This is a genomic window from Curtobacterium sp. PhB115 (genome assembly GCF_003752025.1).
In the GTDB taxonomy this organism is placed as follows: domain Bacteria; phylum Actinomycetota; class Actinomycetes; order Actinomycetales; family Microbacteriaceae; genus Curtobacterium.
The window spans coordinates 196,016-210,780 of record NZ_RJKR01000005.1 but is presented as its reverse complement, the minus strand read 5'-3'; the positions used below and the strand labels follow the sequence as shown (position 1 = coordinate 210,780).

At 73.1% G+C, this 14,765-nt stretch carries 11 protein-coding genes and 1 tRNA gene; 9 read left to right on the top strand and 3 right to left on the bottom strand.

Annotated features, from left to right (window positions below; translation table 11 throughout):
* Positions 1 to 41 precede the first annotated feature (41 nt).
* From rsfS to EDF19_RS01220, 7 genes are all read left to right on the top strand, one after another.
* Positions 42 to 416, top strand: a complete 375-nt coding sequence (gene rsfS, locus EDF19_RS01250; protein WP_123679150.1) for a ribosome silencing factor — start codon at positions 42 to 44, stop codon at positions 414 to 416.
* Between the two features lie 107 nt (positions 417 to 523).
* Positions 524 to 599, top strand: a tRNA-Ala gene (locus tag EDF19_RS01245).
* Positions 600 to 678: 79 nt separating this feature from the next.
* The gene (locus tag EDF19_RS01240) at positions 679 to 1,602 is read left to right on the top strand and encodes an aldose 1-epimerase family protein (RefSeq protein WP_123679149.1); all 924 of its coding nucleotides are present in this window, start codon (positions 679 to 681) and stop codon (positions 1,600 to 1,602) included.
* Positions 1,581 to 3,152: an anthranilate synthase component I family protein gene (locus tag EDF19_RS01235; protein ID WP_123679148.1), complete on the top strand. Its 1,572-nt coding sequence runs from the start codon at positions 1,581 to 1,583 to the stop codon at positions 3,150 to 3,152. Before EDF19_RS01240 ends, EDF19_RS01235 begins: the two co-directional genes overlap by 22 nt.
* Positions 3,153 to 3,219: 67 nt before the next feature.
* A complete protein-coding gene (locus EDF19_RS01230) occupies positions 3,220 to 4,017 on the top strand; it encodes a hypothetical protein (protein WP_185022618.1) in 798 nt (265 codons plus the stop codon).
* Between the two features lie 41 nt (positions 4,018 to 4,058).
* Positions 4,059 to 5,720, top strand: coding sequence for a DNA polymerase Y family protein (locus tag EDF19_RS01225; RefSeq protein ID WP_260216828.1), 1,662 nt, complete (start codon positions 4,059 to 4,061; stop codon positions 5,718 to 5,720).
* 49 nt (positions 5,721 to 5,769) lie between these two features.
* A complete protein-coding gene (locus EDF19_RS01220; protein ID WP_123679146.1) occupies positions 5,770 to 9,192 on the top strand; it encodes an error-prone DNA polymerase in 3,423 nt (1,140 codons plus the stop codon).
* Positions 9,193 to 9,295: 103 nt separating this feature from the next.
* Here EDF19_RS01220 and EDF19_RS01215 read toward each other — a convergent pair whose 3' ends face one another.
* Both EDF19_RS01215 and EDF19_RS01210 read right to left on the bottom strand, forming a co-directional pair.
* On the bottom strand, positions 9,296 to 10,807 hold the full coding sequence (locus tag EDF19_RS01215; protein WP_123679145.1) for a cell wall metabolism sensor histidine kinase WalK: 1,512 nt from the start codon (positions 10,805 to 10,807) through the stop codon (positions 9,296 to 9,298).
* Complete coding sequence (locus EDF19_RS01210; protein ID WP_123679144.1) at positions 10,804 to 11,481, bottom strand: response regulator transcription factor; 678 nt, start codon at positions 11,479 to 11,481, stop codon at positions 10,804 to 10,806. Before EDF19_RS01210 ends, EDF19_RS01215 begins: the two co-directional genes overlap by 4 nt.
* Positions 11,482 to 11,713: 232 nt before the next feature.
* Between EDF19_RS01210 and EDF19_RS01205 the strand changes: the two genes are divergently transcribed.
* Complete coding sequence (locus EDF19_RS01205) at positions 11,714 to 11,992, top strand: hypothetical protein (protein ID WP_148071002.1); 279 nt, start codon at positions 11,714 to 11,716, stop codon at positions 11,990 to 11,992.
* 13 nt (positions 11,993 to 12,005) lie between these two features.
* Here the strand turns inward: EDF19_RS01205 and EDF19_RS01200 are convergent, their stop codons facing one another.
* The gene (locus EDF19_RS01200; protein WP_260216826.1) at positions 12,006 to 13,100 is read right to left on the bottom strand and encodes an aromatic acid exporter family protein; all 1,095 of its coding nucleotides are present in this window, start codon (positions 13,098 to 13,100) and stop codon (positions 12,006 to 12,008) included.
* Between the two features lie 80 nt (positions 13,101 to 13,180).
* Between EDF19_RS01200 and EDF19_RS01195 the strand changes: the two genes are divergently transcribed.
* Complete coding sequence (locus EDF19_RS01195; protein ID WP_123679141.1) at positions 13,181 to 14,425, top strand: phosphotransferase enzyme family protein; 1,245 nt, start codon at positions 13,181 to 13,183, stop codon at positions 14,423 to 14,425.
* Positions 14,426 to 14,765 lie beyond the last annotated feature (340 nt).

Sequence of the window (14,765 nt, the reverse complement as noted above, 5' to 3'; positions counted from 1 at the left end):
ACGATCCGGCTCTCGGCCGGCTCGACGACCGGAAGGAATCCGTGACCGCCTCCACTCGCGCACTGGAACTCGTGCAGGCCGCCGCTCTCGCGGCGGACGCCAAGCAGGCCGAGGACCTCGTCGCGCTCGATGTGACCGGGCCGTTGCAGCTCACGGACGTGTTCCTGCTCGCAACCGGTCGGAACGAGCGCAACGTGCAGTCCATCGCCGACGCCGTCGAGGAACGCCTCCTCGAGCTCGGCGCCAAGACCCTCCGCCGCGAAGGCCGGAGCGAGGGCCGTTGGGTCCTCATCGACTTCGGTGACATCGTCGTGCACGTGTTCCACGACGAGGACCGTCAGTACTACTCGCTCGAGCGACTCTGGGCCGACTGCCCGACCATCCCGCTCGAGCTCCCGGTGGACCACACCGCCTAGCGTGCGACTCGCCCGGGTGACGGCTTCGATTTCGTCACCCGGCGTTCGCATGGTGTACGCTTTCATGGTGCCTCCGGGGAACCGGCTGGTACCGAAGCAAGGCATCTGGGTCTGTGGCGCAGCTGGTAGCGCACCTGCATGGCATGCAGGGGGTCAGGGGTTCGAGTCCCCTCAGATCCACCAAGAACCCCCGTCGTTCCGCGGAACGGCGGGGGTTTTCTCGTCGGTGCGAAGGCGCCCGTCGCCCCGATACGCTGAGCGCATGAGCAACGATGCGCCGCTGTCCGGGTCCCCGCTGACGATCGCCTCCGCCGGCTACACGGCCGACATCGCCTCGGTGGGTGCGACCCTGCGGACGCTCCGGTACGAGGGCCGTGACCTGGTCGTGCCGTTCGACGCGGACGAGGTCCGTCCGGCCTTCCGTGGGGCCGTCCTCGCGCCCTGGCCGAACCGTGTCGTCGACGGGCACTACTCCTTCGGTGGCACCGACCACGAGCTCGCGCTCACGGAGCCGACCCGGCAGCACGCCCTGCACGGGCTCGTCGCGTGGACGGACTTCCGGGTCGAGGAGCAGGCGGACGACCGGGTGGTGCTCAGCACGACCGTCCAGGCGCAGGCGGGCTACCCGTACCGCGTCACGGTGACCGTGGAGTACCGCCTCGACGCCGACGGGCTGCACCAGAGCGTGACCGGCACGAACACCGGTGCCGAGGACGCGCCGTGGGGGACCGGTCCGCACCCGTACCTCGTGGCGGGCGCGGGCACGGTCGACGACTGGACGCTCACGCTGCCGGCGGCCGAGGTGCTCGAGGTCACGCCGGACCGGTTGATCCCGACCGACCTGGTGCCCGTGCACGACGAGTTCGACCTGCGGACCCCGACGGTCATCGGCGACCGGTTCATCGACCACGCCTTCACGGGCTTCGACCGCGACGCCGACGGGATCGCGACGATCGAGCTCACGGCCGCGGACGGACACGGTGTCCGCGCCGCGTTCGGCACCGAGTGCGCGTGGGTCCAGGTGCACACCGCCGACCACGTGGTCCCCGAGTACCACCGTGCCGGGCTCGCGGTCGAGCCGATGACCTGCGCCCCGGACGCGTTCAACGACGGGGTCGACCGTGGCCTCGTGGTGCTCGCCCCCGGTGCGTCCCACGTCGCCGCATGGACGATCTCCGCGATCTGACCGGGCAGCCAGCCGGCGCCCGTACCGAGGTCCGCCGGCTCGATCCGGTGCCCGACCTCGCGGCCCTGGCGGTCGCGGTCGACGGTGACCTGGTGTGGTTCGACTCCGCGCTGCCGGACGGCGCACCGGCCACGGCACGACCGCGGGCCCGCTGGTCGGTGCTGGCGTGGACCGACGGCCCGTTCGCGACCCGGTTCCGGCACCAGGACCGGCGTGCACACCTCCAGGTCGCCGCGCCGGCCGAACGCTGGTTCGGGCGGTCCTGGTCGGACGACCGACCGGCCTTCACGGTGCTGGCGGACCTGCTCGCGCGGACCCCTCGGCTGCCGGAGCCGGTCGCCGGGTGCGGCTTCGCGCTCGGGTGGGTCGGGTTCCTCGGCTACGAACTCGGACGGGAATCAGGCGGACCGGACCGCACCGCGGAGGGCCACGCGGACGCCGACCTGCGGTTCGTCGACCGCGCGGTGGTCGTCGACCACGCCGGAGGTGCGTGGGCACTGGCCCTGCTCGACGACGCGGAACCGGCGGCCGACGCGGCGAACCGGGCGTGGCTCGAATCGGTGACCGCCCCCGTGACGCCCGGCTGCGTCGGGGACGCGGCCACGGGCCTCCCGGCCGGGGTTGCAGCAGCGACCGGGCGCGTGTCGCGCGCCGCGTACGAACACGCGGTCGACGCGTGCCGCGCCGAGATCCGCGAGGGCAACGCGTTCCAGGTGTGCCTCACGACCGCCTTCTCCGTGCCTGGCGGTGGCCGGGAGGCGCGGGTCGGCTCCGGTGGGGACCCGCACCTGGACGACCCGCACCTGGCCGACTACGTGCGGATGCGCGCGGCGGACCCCGTCCCGTTCGGTGCGTACCTGCGACTCGGCCCGCTGCGCGTCGCGAGCCGGTCGCCGGAGCGGTTCCTCCGGGTCGACGCCGACGGCGGCGTGCTCGCGGAGCCGATCAAGGGCACGCGGCGACGGGTCGGGGACCCGGTGGCCGACCAGGTGGTGCGTGCCGCGCTCGCGGCGAGCGCGAAGGACCGTGCCGAGAACGTGATGATCGTCGACCTGCTGCGGAACGACCTGCTGCGGACGGCGCTGCCGGGGTCGGTGCACGTCGACCGGTTGTGCGACGTCGAGACCTACGCGAGCGTGCACCAGATGGTCTCCACGATCGGTGCGGTGCTGCCGGAGGGGACCTCGCGGGCGGACGTGGTGCGGGCGGCCTTCCCGCCGGGGTCGATGACCGGTGCGCCGAAGATCAGCGCGATGGCGATCGCCGACCGGCTCGAGGACGCTCCTCGTGGGGTCTACTCGGGCGCGATCGGGTACTTCTCCGCCAGCGGGGCGGTGGACTTGTCGGTGGCGATCCGCACACTGGTGACGGTGGTCGACCCATCCGGCTCGTCCGGCTCGTCCGGCGCGTCCGGCCCGCCGGTGGTGCGCCGGACGCTCGGTGCGGGCGGCGCGGTGACGTGGTCCTCGGTCGCGGCGGACGAAGCGGACGAGGTCGAGACGAAGACCAGGTCGGTCCTCGGCGCTGTGGGGGCGGTGGCACACTGGTGACCTGATCGAACGGGTGTTCGAGGCAACTGTCCACAGGATGTCGGTCCCGATTGACATCATCGAACACATGTTCGAATATGAGGGCATGCAGACGGCCACGGCACCCCGGTCCACGCGACCAGTGCGTCGTGTCGACCACCTGGGGGACGCCCAGGCCGCACTCGAACGGATCACCGCGCTCCGGTCGCGGGTGACCGAGATGGAGTCCACCCGCGTCGACACGGTCGGGTTGCCGACGGCCGACGCCCTGGCGCCCCTGCTGCCCGGCGGATCGATCCGGGTCGGCGGCGCGTACGCGGTGCAGGAGTCCGTGCTGCTCGCGATCACCATGCTGCAGGCGGCCTCGGCTGCCGGGGCCTGGTGTGCCGTCGTCGGGGTGCCGTCCTTCGGGGTCGAAGCCGCGGCGGCCGCCGGCATCGACCTCGAACGGCTCGTGCTCGTGCCGGACCCGGGCGACCAGTGGCTCACCGTGACGGCCGCGCTCGCCGACGTCGCCCAGATCGTCCTCACCCGCCCGCTCGGCCGGGTGACCCCCGGCGACGTCTCCCGGCTCTCCGCACGGTTGCGCCAGCGCGGCGGGGCCCTCGTCGCCCTCGGCGCCTGGCCCGGGGCCGACGTGTCGCTGCGGGTGACCGCTTCCGAGTGGAGCGGCATCGGCCGTGGCCACGGGTACCTGACCGAGCGTCGGGCAACCGTGACGGCGTCGGGGCGTGCCGGAGCGGTGCGTCCGGTCACCGCCGAACTGCTCCTGCCGGCGGCTGACGGCTCCGTGCGGGCCGTGGCACCGGCGGCGGCGTCGGGTGCCGGGACGACCGGTTCCGGGGCGGCACCCGCCGTCCTGCGGCCCGTGGCGGTGGCGTCGTGAGTCCGCGCGGTCGGGCACGGGGTCGTGTCGCGGGGCCTGCCGTGGCCACGAGCCGGGGGAGCGCCGGAGCCGGGGTGCCCGACGCCGGGACGATCCGGGCCGACGCGGTCGCCCGCGGCGGTGCCCTGCCGGAACCCCCACCCACCCGGACGATCGTGCTGTGGTGCCCGGACTGGCCGGTCATCGCCGCGGCCCGTGCCGCCGGCTCCCCGCCCGAGCACCCGTTCGCCCTGGTGGCGAAGGGGCAGGTCTACGCCAGCTCCGAGAGCGCACGACAGCAGGGTGTGGTGCGTGGCATCCGGGTGCGCGAGGCCCAGGCGCGCTGCCCCGACCTGGTCGTGCAGCCCTACGACGACGCTCTCGACCACCGGGCGTTCGAACCCGTCATCCGTGCGATCGAGTCCGCCGTGCCGGGGGTCGAGGTCCTGCGGCCCGGCACCGTCGCGCTGCGCTCCCGCGGGCCAGCCCGGTACTACGGCGGCGAGCGTGCGGCGGCGGCCACCCTCGCCGGGATCGCCGCCGACCACGGTGCGCCGGGTGTCCGTGCCGGCGTGGCCGACACCCCGTTCGCGGCCGAACAGGCGGCACGTGCACGACCACAGCGGCCGGGGGAGCGCGTCCGGATCGTGCCGGTCGACGGCTCCGGGGCGTTCCTGTCCGGGCTGCCGCTCGGGGTGCTCGGCGACTCCGACCTCGCGATGCTGCTCGGCCGGCTCGGCGTCACCACGCTCGGCGGGTTCGCGGCGCTCAGCGACGAACAGGTGCGCGACCGGTTCGGCGTGCCCGGGGCGTTCCTGCACCGACTCGCCGGCGGCCGTGACCCGCGCGAGGTCTCGGCGCGTGACGTCCCACCCGAGCTCCGGGTCGAGGCGGCGTTCGAACCCCCGCTCGACCGTGCCGACCAGATCGCGTTCGCGTTCCGGCGGTCCGCCGACGACTTCGCCGCACGGCTCCGTGCCGCCGGACTCGTCGCGACGACCATCCGCGTCGGCATCGTCGACGAGCGGGACATCCTGCTCGAACGCACCTGGGCACACCCGCGCTGGTTCGACGCAGCCGACGTCGTCGACCGCGTGCGGTGGCAGCTCGCCGGCGGCGTCGACCCGACGGGGCTCGAGGCACCCGTGGTCTCGGTCGTGCTCGAACCGGTCGCGGTCGACGACATGGCCAACCACGAACGCGGGCTGTGGGGTTCGGGCCCGGACGAACGCGTGCACCACGGTCTCGCCCGGGTGCAGGGGCTCGTCGGGCACGACGGTGTCGTCACGCCGCGCATCGGTGGCGGACGCACCCTGGCCGAGCGGATCGTGCTCGTGCCGTGGGGCGACGCCCCGGCCGGTGGCGAGCGTGCCCTGGCGACCGTCCGCGACCGCCCGTGGCCCGGCCGGCTGCCCGGGCCGCCGCCGGGGACCGTGCTCGAGCGTCCGCGCCCGGTGGACGTCGTGTCCGCCGACGGCGGGACGGTCGACGTGGACGACCGCGGCACCCTGGTCGGTGAACCCGAGCGGTTCCGCGCCGACGGCGACCGCGGCGGCCGGTTCGCCGCCGTCACCGCGTGGGCGGGACCCTGGCCGCTCGTCGTGCGGTGGTGGGAGTCGGGCGGCCGACGGCTGCACCGGCTGCAGCTCGTCGACGCCGACGGTCGCGCCTGGTACCTGGTGCTCGCCGACCACCGGTGGTGGGCCGAGGCGGTGGCGACGTGACCCGTGCCGACGTGACCCGTGACGACGTGACCCGTGACGAGGAGACCTGATGGGCTACAGCAACCCACCCATCCCGTGGTCGCAGTTCGAGCGCGCCCTGTCCGACAAGCGGAGCCCCGGGAGCACGCACGAGGGCGACGGCGGCGACAGCCCGGCGTGGTCCCGGAAGCGCTCGCCGTACGAACCGACGACCCCGGTGGTCGACGACGACCGTGCGCCCGTCGTGCCGTACGCCGAGCTGCACGCGCACTCGACCTTCAGCTTCCTCGACGGCGCCAGCCAGCCCGAGCACCTCCTCGAGGAAGCCGCACGGCTGCACCTGCACGGCCTGGCGCTGACCGACCACGACGGGTTCTACGGCGCCGCGCGGATGGCCGAGGTGGCCGAGGCGTACCCCGACGTGACGACCGTGTACGGCACCGAACTGTCCCTCGGGCTCACCGAACCGCAGAACGGCGTCCCCGACCCCGAGGGCACCCACCTGCTGCTGCTCGCCGACGGCCAGGACGGCTACCACCGGCTCGCCGGGGCGGTGACGAGCGCCCACCTCGCCGCCGGGGCCGAGAAGGGCCGTCCGCAGTACGACCTCGACGACCTCGCCGCGCGCGCCGACGGGCACTGGCGGGTGCTGACCGGCTGCCGCAAGGGCACGGTCCGGCAGGCGCTCGAGCACGGCGGGGAGTCCGCCGCGGACGCTGCCCTGCGAGCCCTCCTCGACCGGTTCGGCACCGCCGGGGTGGTCGTCGAGCTCACCGACCACGGCGACCCCACCGACACCGTGCGGAACGACGTGCTCGCCGCCCTGGCCGAGCGGCACGCGCTGCCCGTGGTCGCGACGGGGAACGTGCACTACGCCACCCCCGACCGGTTCCCGGTGGCGACGGCGCTCGCAGCCGTCCGGGCACGCCGGAGCCTCGACGAGATCGACGGCTGGCTGCCCGCGGCACCCACGGCGCACCTGCGCTCCGGGGCCGAGATGGCCCGTCGGTTCGCGCGGTACCCCGGAGCGGTCGAGCACAGCGTGACCATGGCCGACGAGCTCGGGTTCCGGCTGAAGACCGTCAAGCCCGGTCTGCCCGACATCGAGGTCCCCGAGGGGCACACCACGATGTCCTGGCTGCGCGAGCTCACCTGGCGCGGGGCCCGCCGGTTCTACCCGGGCAGCGCCGACGGCGTCGACCCGCACAAGCGCGAACGGATCGAGCGCGAGCTGTCGGTGATCCAGGACAAGGACTTCCCCGGCTACTTCCTCATCGTCCGCGACATGGTGCAGTTCGCCCGCGACCGCGGCATCCTCTGCCAGGGGCGCGGGTCGGCGGCGAACTCCGCGGTCTGCTACCTGCTCGAGATCACCGCGGTGGACTCGATCCGGTACGGGTTGCCGTTCGAACGGTTCCTGTCGGCGATGCGCGACGAGGAGCCCGACATCGACGTCGACTTCGACTCGGACCGCCGCGAAGAAGTGATCCAGTACGTCTACGAGCGGTACGGACGGTTCAACGCCGCACAGGTGGCGAACGTCATCACCTACCGGCCGAAGGGCGCGGTGCGCGACATGGCGAAGGCGCTCGGGCACAGCCCCGGTCAGCAGGACGCCTGGTCGAAGCAGGTCGAACGGTGGGGCTCGGTCACCGAGAGCGAGGACCACGACATCCCCGACGGCGTGGTGGACATGGCGCAGCAGGTGCTCGGGTTCCCCCGGCACCTCGGCATCCACTCCGGCGGGATGGTGCTCACCGACCGTCCGGTGGGCGAGGTCGTGCCGATCGAGCACGCCCGGATGGACGGCCGCACCGTGCTGCAGTGGGACAAGGACGACTGCGCCTACATGGGGCTCGTGAAGTTCGACATGCTCGGCCTCGGGATGCTCGCGGCGCTGCAGTACTCGTTCGACCTCGCTGACGAGCACTGCGGCGAACGGTGGGACATGCACTCCATCCCGAAGGAAGAACAGGGCGTGTACGACCAGCTCTGCCGCGCGGACACGATCGGGGTGTTCCAGGTCGAGTCCCGCGCGCAGATGGGCACGCTGCCCCGGCTGCTGCCGCGGCGCTTCTACGACCTGGTGATCGAGGTCGCGCTGGTGCGCCCCGGGCCGATCCAGGGCGGCGCCGTGCACCCGTACATCCGGCGACGCACCGGAGAGGAACCGATCACCTACATCCACCCGTCGCTCGAACCGGTGCTCGAACGGACGCTCGGGGTGCCGCTGTTCCAGGAACAGCTCATGCAGATGGCCATCGCGGTCGGCGGCTGCAGCGGGGACGACGCCGACCTGCTCCGACGGGCGATGGGGTCGAAGCGCGGACTCGAGAAGATCGACCGGCTGCGCACCAAGCTCTACGAGGGGATGGCGGCGAACGACATCCACGGCGAGGACGCCGACGCGATCTACGCCAAGATCCAGGCGTTCGCGAACTTCGGCTTCGCGGAGAGCCACTCGATCAGCTTCGCGCTCATCGTCTACGCCAGCGCGTGGATGCGGCTGCACTACCCCGGGGCGTTCCTGGCGGCACTGCTCCGCGCCCAGCCGATGGGCTTCTACTCGCCGCAGACCCTGGTGGCCGACGCCCGACGGCACGGGGTGCAGGTGCTCCGGCCGGACATCCTGCGGTCCGGGGTCGACGCGACACTGGAGCCACTGCCGGACGACGCGGCGGGGCAGGGCCGCGGGCAGGACTCCTGCCTCGAGACCGAGCAGCCGCCGGTGCTGCCGTTCGACCGTCAGACACCCGACGACACCGCCGAGCACCGCCGTGACGGCGGGTTCGCGGTGCGGCTCGGACTCGCCGAGGTCTCCTCGCTCAGCCGGAAGAGCGCCGAGAAGATCGTCGCCGAGCGCGATGCCAACGGACCCTTCACCGACATGTCCGACCTGGCCCGTCGGGTCGGCCTGACGACCGCGCAGCTCGAGGCGCTCGCCGCCTCCGACGCGTTCGCCTCGATGGGGGTCGACCGCCGCGGCGGCATGTGGTCCGCCGCCCAGGCCGCCGCGGAGCGCCCGGACCAGCTGCCGGACACCCAGGTCGTCGTGCAGCCGCCGTTGTTCGGACAGATGACGAGCGGTGACGTCCTGATCGCCGACATGTGGTCGACGGGGATGACGACCGACGACCACCCGGTGCGGCACGTGCGAGACGGGTTGGTCGCCCGCGGTGTGCTGAGCGTGCAGGACACCGCGACGGCCGAGACCGGTCGACGGGTCGAGGTCGGTGGGATCGTCACGCACCGGCAGCGCCCGGCGACGGCGTCGGGGATCACGTTCATGAACGTCGAGGACGAGACCGGGCTGGTCAACGTGATCTGCAGCGTCGGGGTGTGGGGGCGCTACCGACGGGTCGCACGTGAGGCGCCGGCGGTGGTCATCCGCGGGATCCTCGAGCGGTCACCGGACGGCGTGGTGAACCTGGTGGCCGACCGCATCGAGCACCTGTCGCTGTCCGTGCGGACGCGGTCGCGGGACTTCCAGTGAGCGACGACGGCGCTGGGCGTGGCCCGGGCGTGCCGGCGCCCGGCCAGTGCCGTGCCGGTGGCCAGTGCCGGTGCCGGTGCCGGGAGTGCCGTGCCGGTCGTGGCTACCCGACCTCCGGCAGCCGCACGGTGACCTCGAGCCCACCGGACCGCACGTTCCGGAGCGACGCCGTGCCACCGGCCCGCTCCGCGACGGCGCGGACGATCGCGAGCCCCAGGCCGGAGCCTCCGGGCAGGGCGATCGCACCGGTCGCCGGGTCGGGGTTCGGCCGCGACTTCCGGGCCTCGTCGGGGCGGGTGAACCGGTCGAACGCCACCGGGATGAACGACTCCGGCACACCGGGTCCGTCGTCGGTGACCTGCAGCACGCCCTCGCCGCCGGTGCTGCGCCATGAAACGAAGATGCCGCCACCGCGGGGGAGCGCAGCCACGGCGTTGCCGGCGATGTTCGTCACGAGCTGGGCCATGCCACCGGTGTCGATCCGGTACCGCGGTTCGACGGTGCCGCCGCCGATGCCCGGACCGGAGCCCCCCACGGCGACGGGCGCCTCGAGGTCGAAGTCGACGGTGATGTCCTTCGCCGATGCGATCAGCCGGACGCGGTCGACGGCGGCCATCACCTCGTCGCCGAGGTCGGACCAGCCGGTCTCGGGCTGCCGGTCACCGTCCTGTTCGCGGCGCTCCGACTCCTCGATCCGGGACAACGCGAGCAGGTCGTTCGCCAGCCGCGACAACCGCGCGACGCTGTGCTTCGCGCGCTCGATGTGGGCGGCCAGCGCTGCGGCGTCGTCGCCGTCGAGCGACGCCAGGTCGAGCTGCGTGGTCAGGATCGCGAGGGGGGTCCGGAGTTCGTGGCTGGCGTCCGAGACCATCTGGCGTTCGCGCTCGGTGGCCTGCCGGGTCCGGGCGAGGAACGCGTTCAGGGTCGTGGCGAGGGACGCCAGTTCGTCCTGGGCGGGGCCGACGGGCAACTCGGCGCGTTCCGGGGCGACGGAGAGCCGTTCGGCCTCGCGGCGCATCCGGTTCACGGGGCGGAGGGCCGCGGTCGCCAGTGCCCAGGACGCGATGCCGAAGGCGATGAGGATGGCGACCCCGGTCAGCGACAGGGTGGAGGTCAGGTCGTCGACGACGATGGCCTCGGCCTGCGAGTTGCGGGCGGCCACCACCGTCCACCGGCCGGCCTGGTTGACCGGGTGCTCGACGACGACACGGTACTCGGAGCCGGACACCCGGATCACCGAGGTGCCGGCATCGGTCGTGGTCAGGCTGCCGAGGGCGTGCTCGACCCGGGTCGGCATGGTGGAGAGCACGATGTCGCCGGCGGGGGAGACCACCGCGACGAGCTGCGCGTTGCCGGGTGGCGACAGGTCGGGGTCGCTGTCGACCTCGAGCGTCGCGACGTACGGGTCGGCGTCGGCGTCGAGCAGGGTGCGGGTGGCGCTCGCGACGACGCTGACCACCTGGAACCGCATCACCAGGACGAGCAGGACGATGACGATCGCGGCGATCGCCGTCGAACCGATCGTGATCCGCGCCCGCAGCGACAGCAGCCGCAGTGGCCGGATCAGCCCGCGCCGTCCGCGGTCCGGACCGGGGACGCCGGAGGCCCCGTTCACGCCCCGAGCAGATCCAGGCGGTACCCGCGGCCACGGACGGTGGCGATCGCGACGGTGGCCTCGTGGGCGGTGAGCTTCTTCCGGAGGTACGAGATGTACTGCTCGACGACGTTCGGGTCGACGTGCTGCGAGCCGTCCCAGACCTCTTCGAGGATCTTCGGGCGGTCGACGACGGTGCCGGCGGATCGGGCGAGCAGGCGGAGCAGGGCGAACTCGGTCGGGCTCACGGCGACACGCTGGCCCTTGATCGAGATGCGACGTGCCTCGGAGTCGATCGAGACGTCACCGACCTCGATGGTGCGCGGGGCGCCGGCGGACTCGCGACGGCCGAGGGCACGCAGGCGGGCGGTGAGCTCGGCGAACGCGAAGGGCTTGGTGAGGTAGTCGTCGGCACCGGCGTCGAGTCCGAAGACCCGGTCGTCGACGGCGTCGCGCGCGGTGACGAGCAGGATCCGCACCGGGTCCTCACGCTCGCGGATGCGCCGGGCGAGCTCGAACCCGGACATGCCGGGCATCATCACGTCCACGACGGCGAGGTCGAACGCCTGCTCGCCGAGGGCGATGAGCGCCTCGACACCGTTCTCGACCGCCGTCACGCGGTACCCCTCGGCAGCGAGACCGCGCTCCATCAGGGCACGCATCTCGTCGTCGTCCTCGACCACCAACAGCCGCATGTTCGACCTCCTCGACCCCATCGTGGCATCGAACCCCTCGCGAGGGGCGCTGCCCGTGCCGAACTCGCTGAATCTCGTCACAGGACAGGGGCAGAACGGTCTGTCCCACGTTCTAGGGACATGAGGACTTCTTGCGTCATTGGTAGGCTCCGGCAGCGGACAGCGCTTACCCGAAGGGTTGTCCGTTGCACCTGGGGGCACCATGAACGACTCGACCGATCACCCTGCCATCGTGCGTCTGCGCGCTGAGCTGGACGCCGCGTGGAAGGGCATCGGCGCGCTCGCGCAGATGGACGACGGGCGACGCGACCGCGTGGTCGCCGAACTCCGGACGGCCGTGCCGGACGTGGCGAGCCTGGCCGCTCGTGAGGTCGGGACCGAGGCTGCCGTCGCCGAGATCAGCCGGTTCGCCGGCGTCGGGGTGCCAGGGTCCGACCCGGCCTTCCCGACCGCGGTGATCTGGGACGACGTCGTGCGGACGGCAGCGGAAGCGGCGCGCGCGACCTGCTGAGCAGGCGGACGTCTCAGTCGTCCTCGCCGAGCAGCTCCTCGCGCACACGCCGGATGTCCTCGAGCAGCGCCCCGATGAGCACCCAGTGCCGCGAGTTCGGCCGGATGACCGCCATCGGCGCCGTGAGCGCGGAGCCGTCCCCGACACCCGAGCCCGACGACGCCCCAGCCGCGAAGCTGTCGTCGTCGTCGGCGTCTGCTCCCGCCGGGTCGAGCCGCGTCGCCTCCACCCGAGCGCTGAGCGCCCGCACGTCCGCACCGATCCGGGCGACCTCGGTGGCGATGCCCCCGACGACCGGGTCGGCGCGCAGGTCTGGAGCCGTGTTGTCCTGGATCGCCCGCGTCATGCCGGTGACCCGCGTGACGAGGACCCGCAGGTGCTCGGTGATGGCGACGTCGCGGTCGAGGATCGCGCGGTGCCGACCGCCGCGGGGGTTCATCGTGAGGGACTCGCGGGCGGCGTTCAACGAGGCCTCGGTCTTCGCGTGCTGCTGCCGGAGCGCCCGCGCCCGCACGAGTGCCTCGTGCCACCGGTCGTGGTCCCACCCTTCGGTCAGTCCGATCGCCACGCGCTCGAACGCCACGGCGGTGTCCCGGGCCAGCCGGGCGACGGCCAGGTGCGCGGGCTCGAGCAGGACCGGCGGGATGATCAGCGCGTTCACGACCAGGGCGACGACCGCACCGATCACGGTCTCGAGGATGCGGTCCGCCGAGTAGTTCGGCGTCACGACCCCGGCAGTGAGCACGAGCATCCCGCTGATGCCGACCTGGGTCGCCGAGGTGGGGGTGAGCCGGAGCGCCCAGGCGATGAGGATCGCGAGCACGATGACGAGCAGCACGACCCAGACGCCGTCACCGAGCAGCAGGTGGAAGCCGGTGGCGAGCACGACACCGAGCACGACCCCGGCGCTCCGCTCCAACCCCTTCACGAACGACTGGTTGATGCTCGGCTGCACGACGAGCAGGGCGGCGATGGCGGCGAAGGTCGGGAACGGCCCCTGGATGACGAGTCGACAGAGGAGCACGGCCGCCACGACCGCCACCGCGGTCTTCACGACCTGCAGGAACGGCGTGCGACTGGAGCTGCGGAGACGCGCGACCGGGTTCACGCGGACCACGGTAGCCATCGCCCGCACGCCGAGCCGGTCACGAACGCGACGAAACCGCCCGGACACGGTTGACTGATGGCGTGTGGCCCAACCATGAGCGCGTCATCCCGCAGGCCTTCGCCGGCTCCGGGACCTCCGTGGTGGCCGCGCGGGCGCACTCGGTCGAGCCCTCGGGCAACGGCTACCTGTACGGCTACGAGGTCGACACGGTCGACCGGAACGGCCAGCGTGCCACCGTCCTGACCTACGTCGACACCGGCGGGACCCACGACCAGAACAGCGCGATCGTCACCGACCCGGCGACCGGCGAACCCGTCTCGGTGTGGGCGTACCCGAACGACCCCGGTCTGCCGGTGTTGCCGCAGGTGACCTACCGCGACGCCGTGGCCGAGCTCCTGACCACGCTCGGCATGCCCGTGACGGACCCGGTGCTGACCGTCGCGGCGTACCGCCCCGGCAAGCGTGCGGTGGTCCGCGTCGACGCACCGGAACGCACCGTCTTCCTGAAGATCGTCCGGCCGCACCGGGTCGCGCCCATCGTCCGGTCCCACGAGCAGTTCATCGCGGCCGGGCTGCCGGTGCCGCGGGTGCTCTCGAGTCGCGGCGACGGCCTCCTCGTGCTCGAACGGATCCGGGGCGTGCCCGCCGGCAGCCGCATCCTCGACATCGCCGACGACCCGCGGTTCGTGGCGTCCCTCGCGGCGCTGAGTGGTCGGGTCGCGACCGTGCCGATGACGCAGCAGGCCCGCGCGGACGCGATGGACCACGCGGACTGGCACCGCCGTACCCTCGTCGCCGCGCTGCCGCAGGACGCCGAGGAGATCGACCGCCTGTACGACGCGATCGGCCGCCGGTCGATCGGGTGGGGCACCGCGACGAAGCAGGTGGTCCACGGCGACCTGCACCTCGAACAGGTCTTCGTCGACGAGGACGAGCCGTGGCGCATCTCCGGGCTCCTCGACATCGACACCGCCGGGTGGGGCTTCCCGGTGCGCGACATCGGAGCGGTCGTCGCCCACCTCGTGGTGACCGGGCTGTGGCACCGATCCCGTGGCGACGCCGAGCGTGGCGCCGCAGCAGAGCGACTCGCCGATGCGATCGCGCGGGACTGGGTCGCCAGGAACCCGCGTGAGACGGACCGCATCGGTCCCGCCATCGGCGCCCAGCTGCTGGCGCACGCCGGCGGTCAGGCGACCACCGGGTCCGCGAACGGCATCCAGACGGCGGAGCAGCTCCTCGCCGCGACGCGGGCCGCGTTGGCCGAGGCTGCTCCGGTCCCGCCGGCGGCCGGCCTGGTCCGTCCGCGGTCCGCGCCCCGCGTCTGACGGCTCCCAGTCCCCGTCGCGAAAGCGACAGATCTGCGCGGAAGGTTCGCGGCGATCTGTCGCGTTCGCGGGGTGGTCGCGCCCGGCGTCGGACGGGAGGCGCGTGGCGGGCCCGCACCGTGCCTCCCGGCCGTCACGCGGGGCGTTCCAGGAGGCGCGACGCGCGCGGGCGACGTGGAGTCGCCTCTGTCGGGGGTCGGGGAGTAAACTGAGTGCGCACGCACCGCGTTCCCGCGTGCCGCGTCGATTCCGGACGCAGCCGTCGATCACTTGATCGACGCGGGAACCGGGCCGTGACCGCCCCGCGGGGGCGTCACGTGCGTGTGACGACGCCGGATCC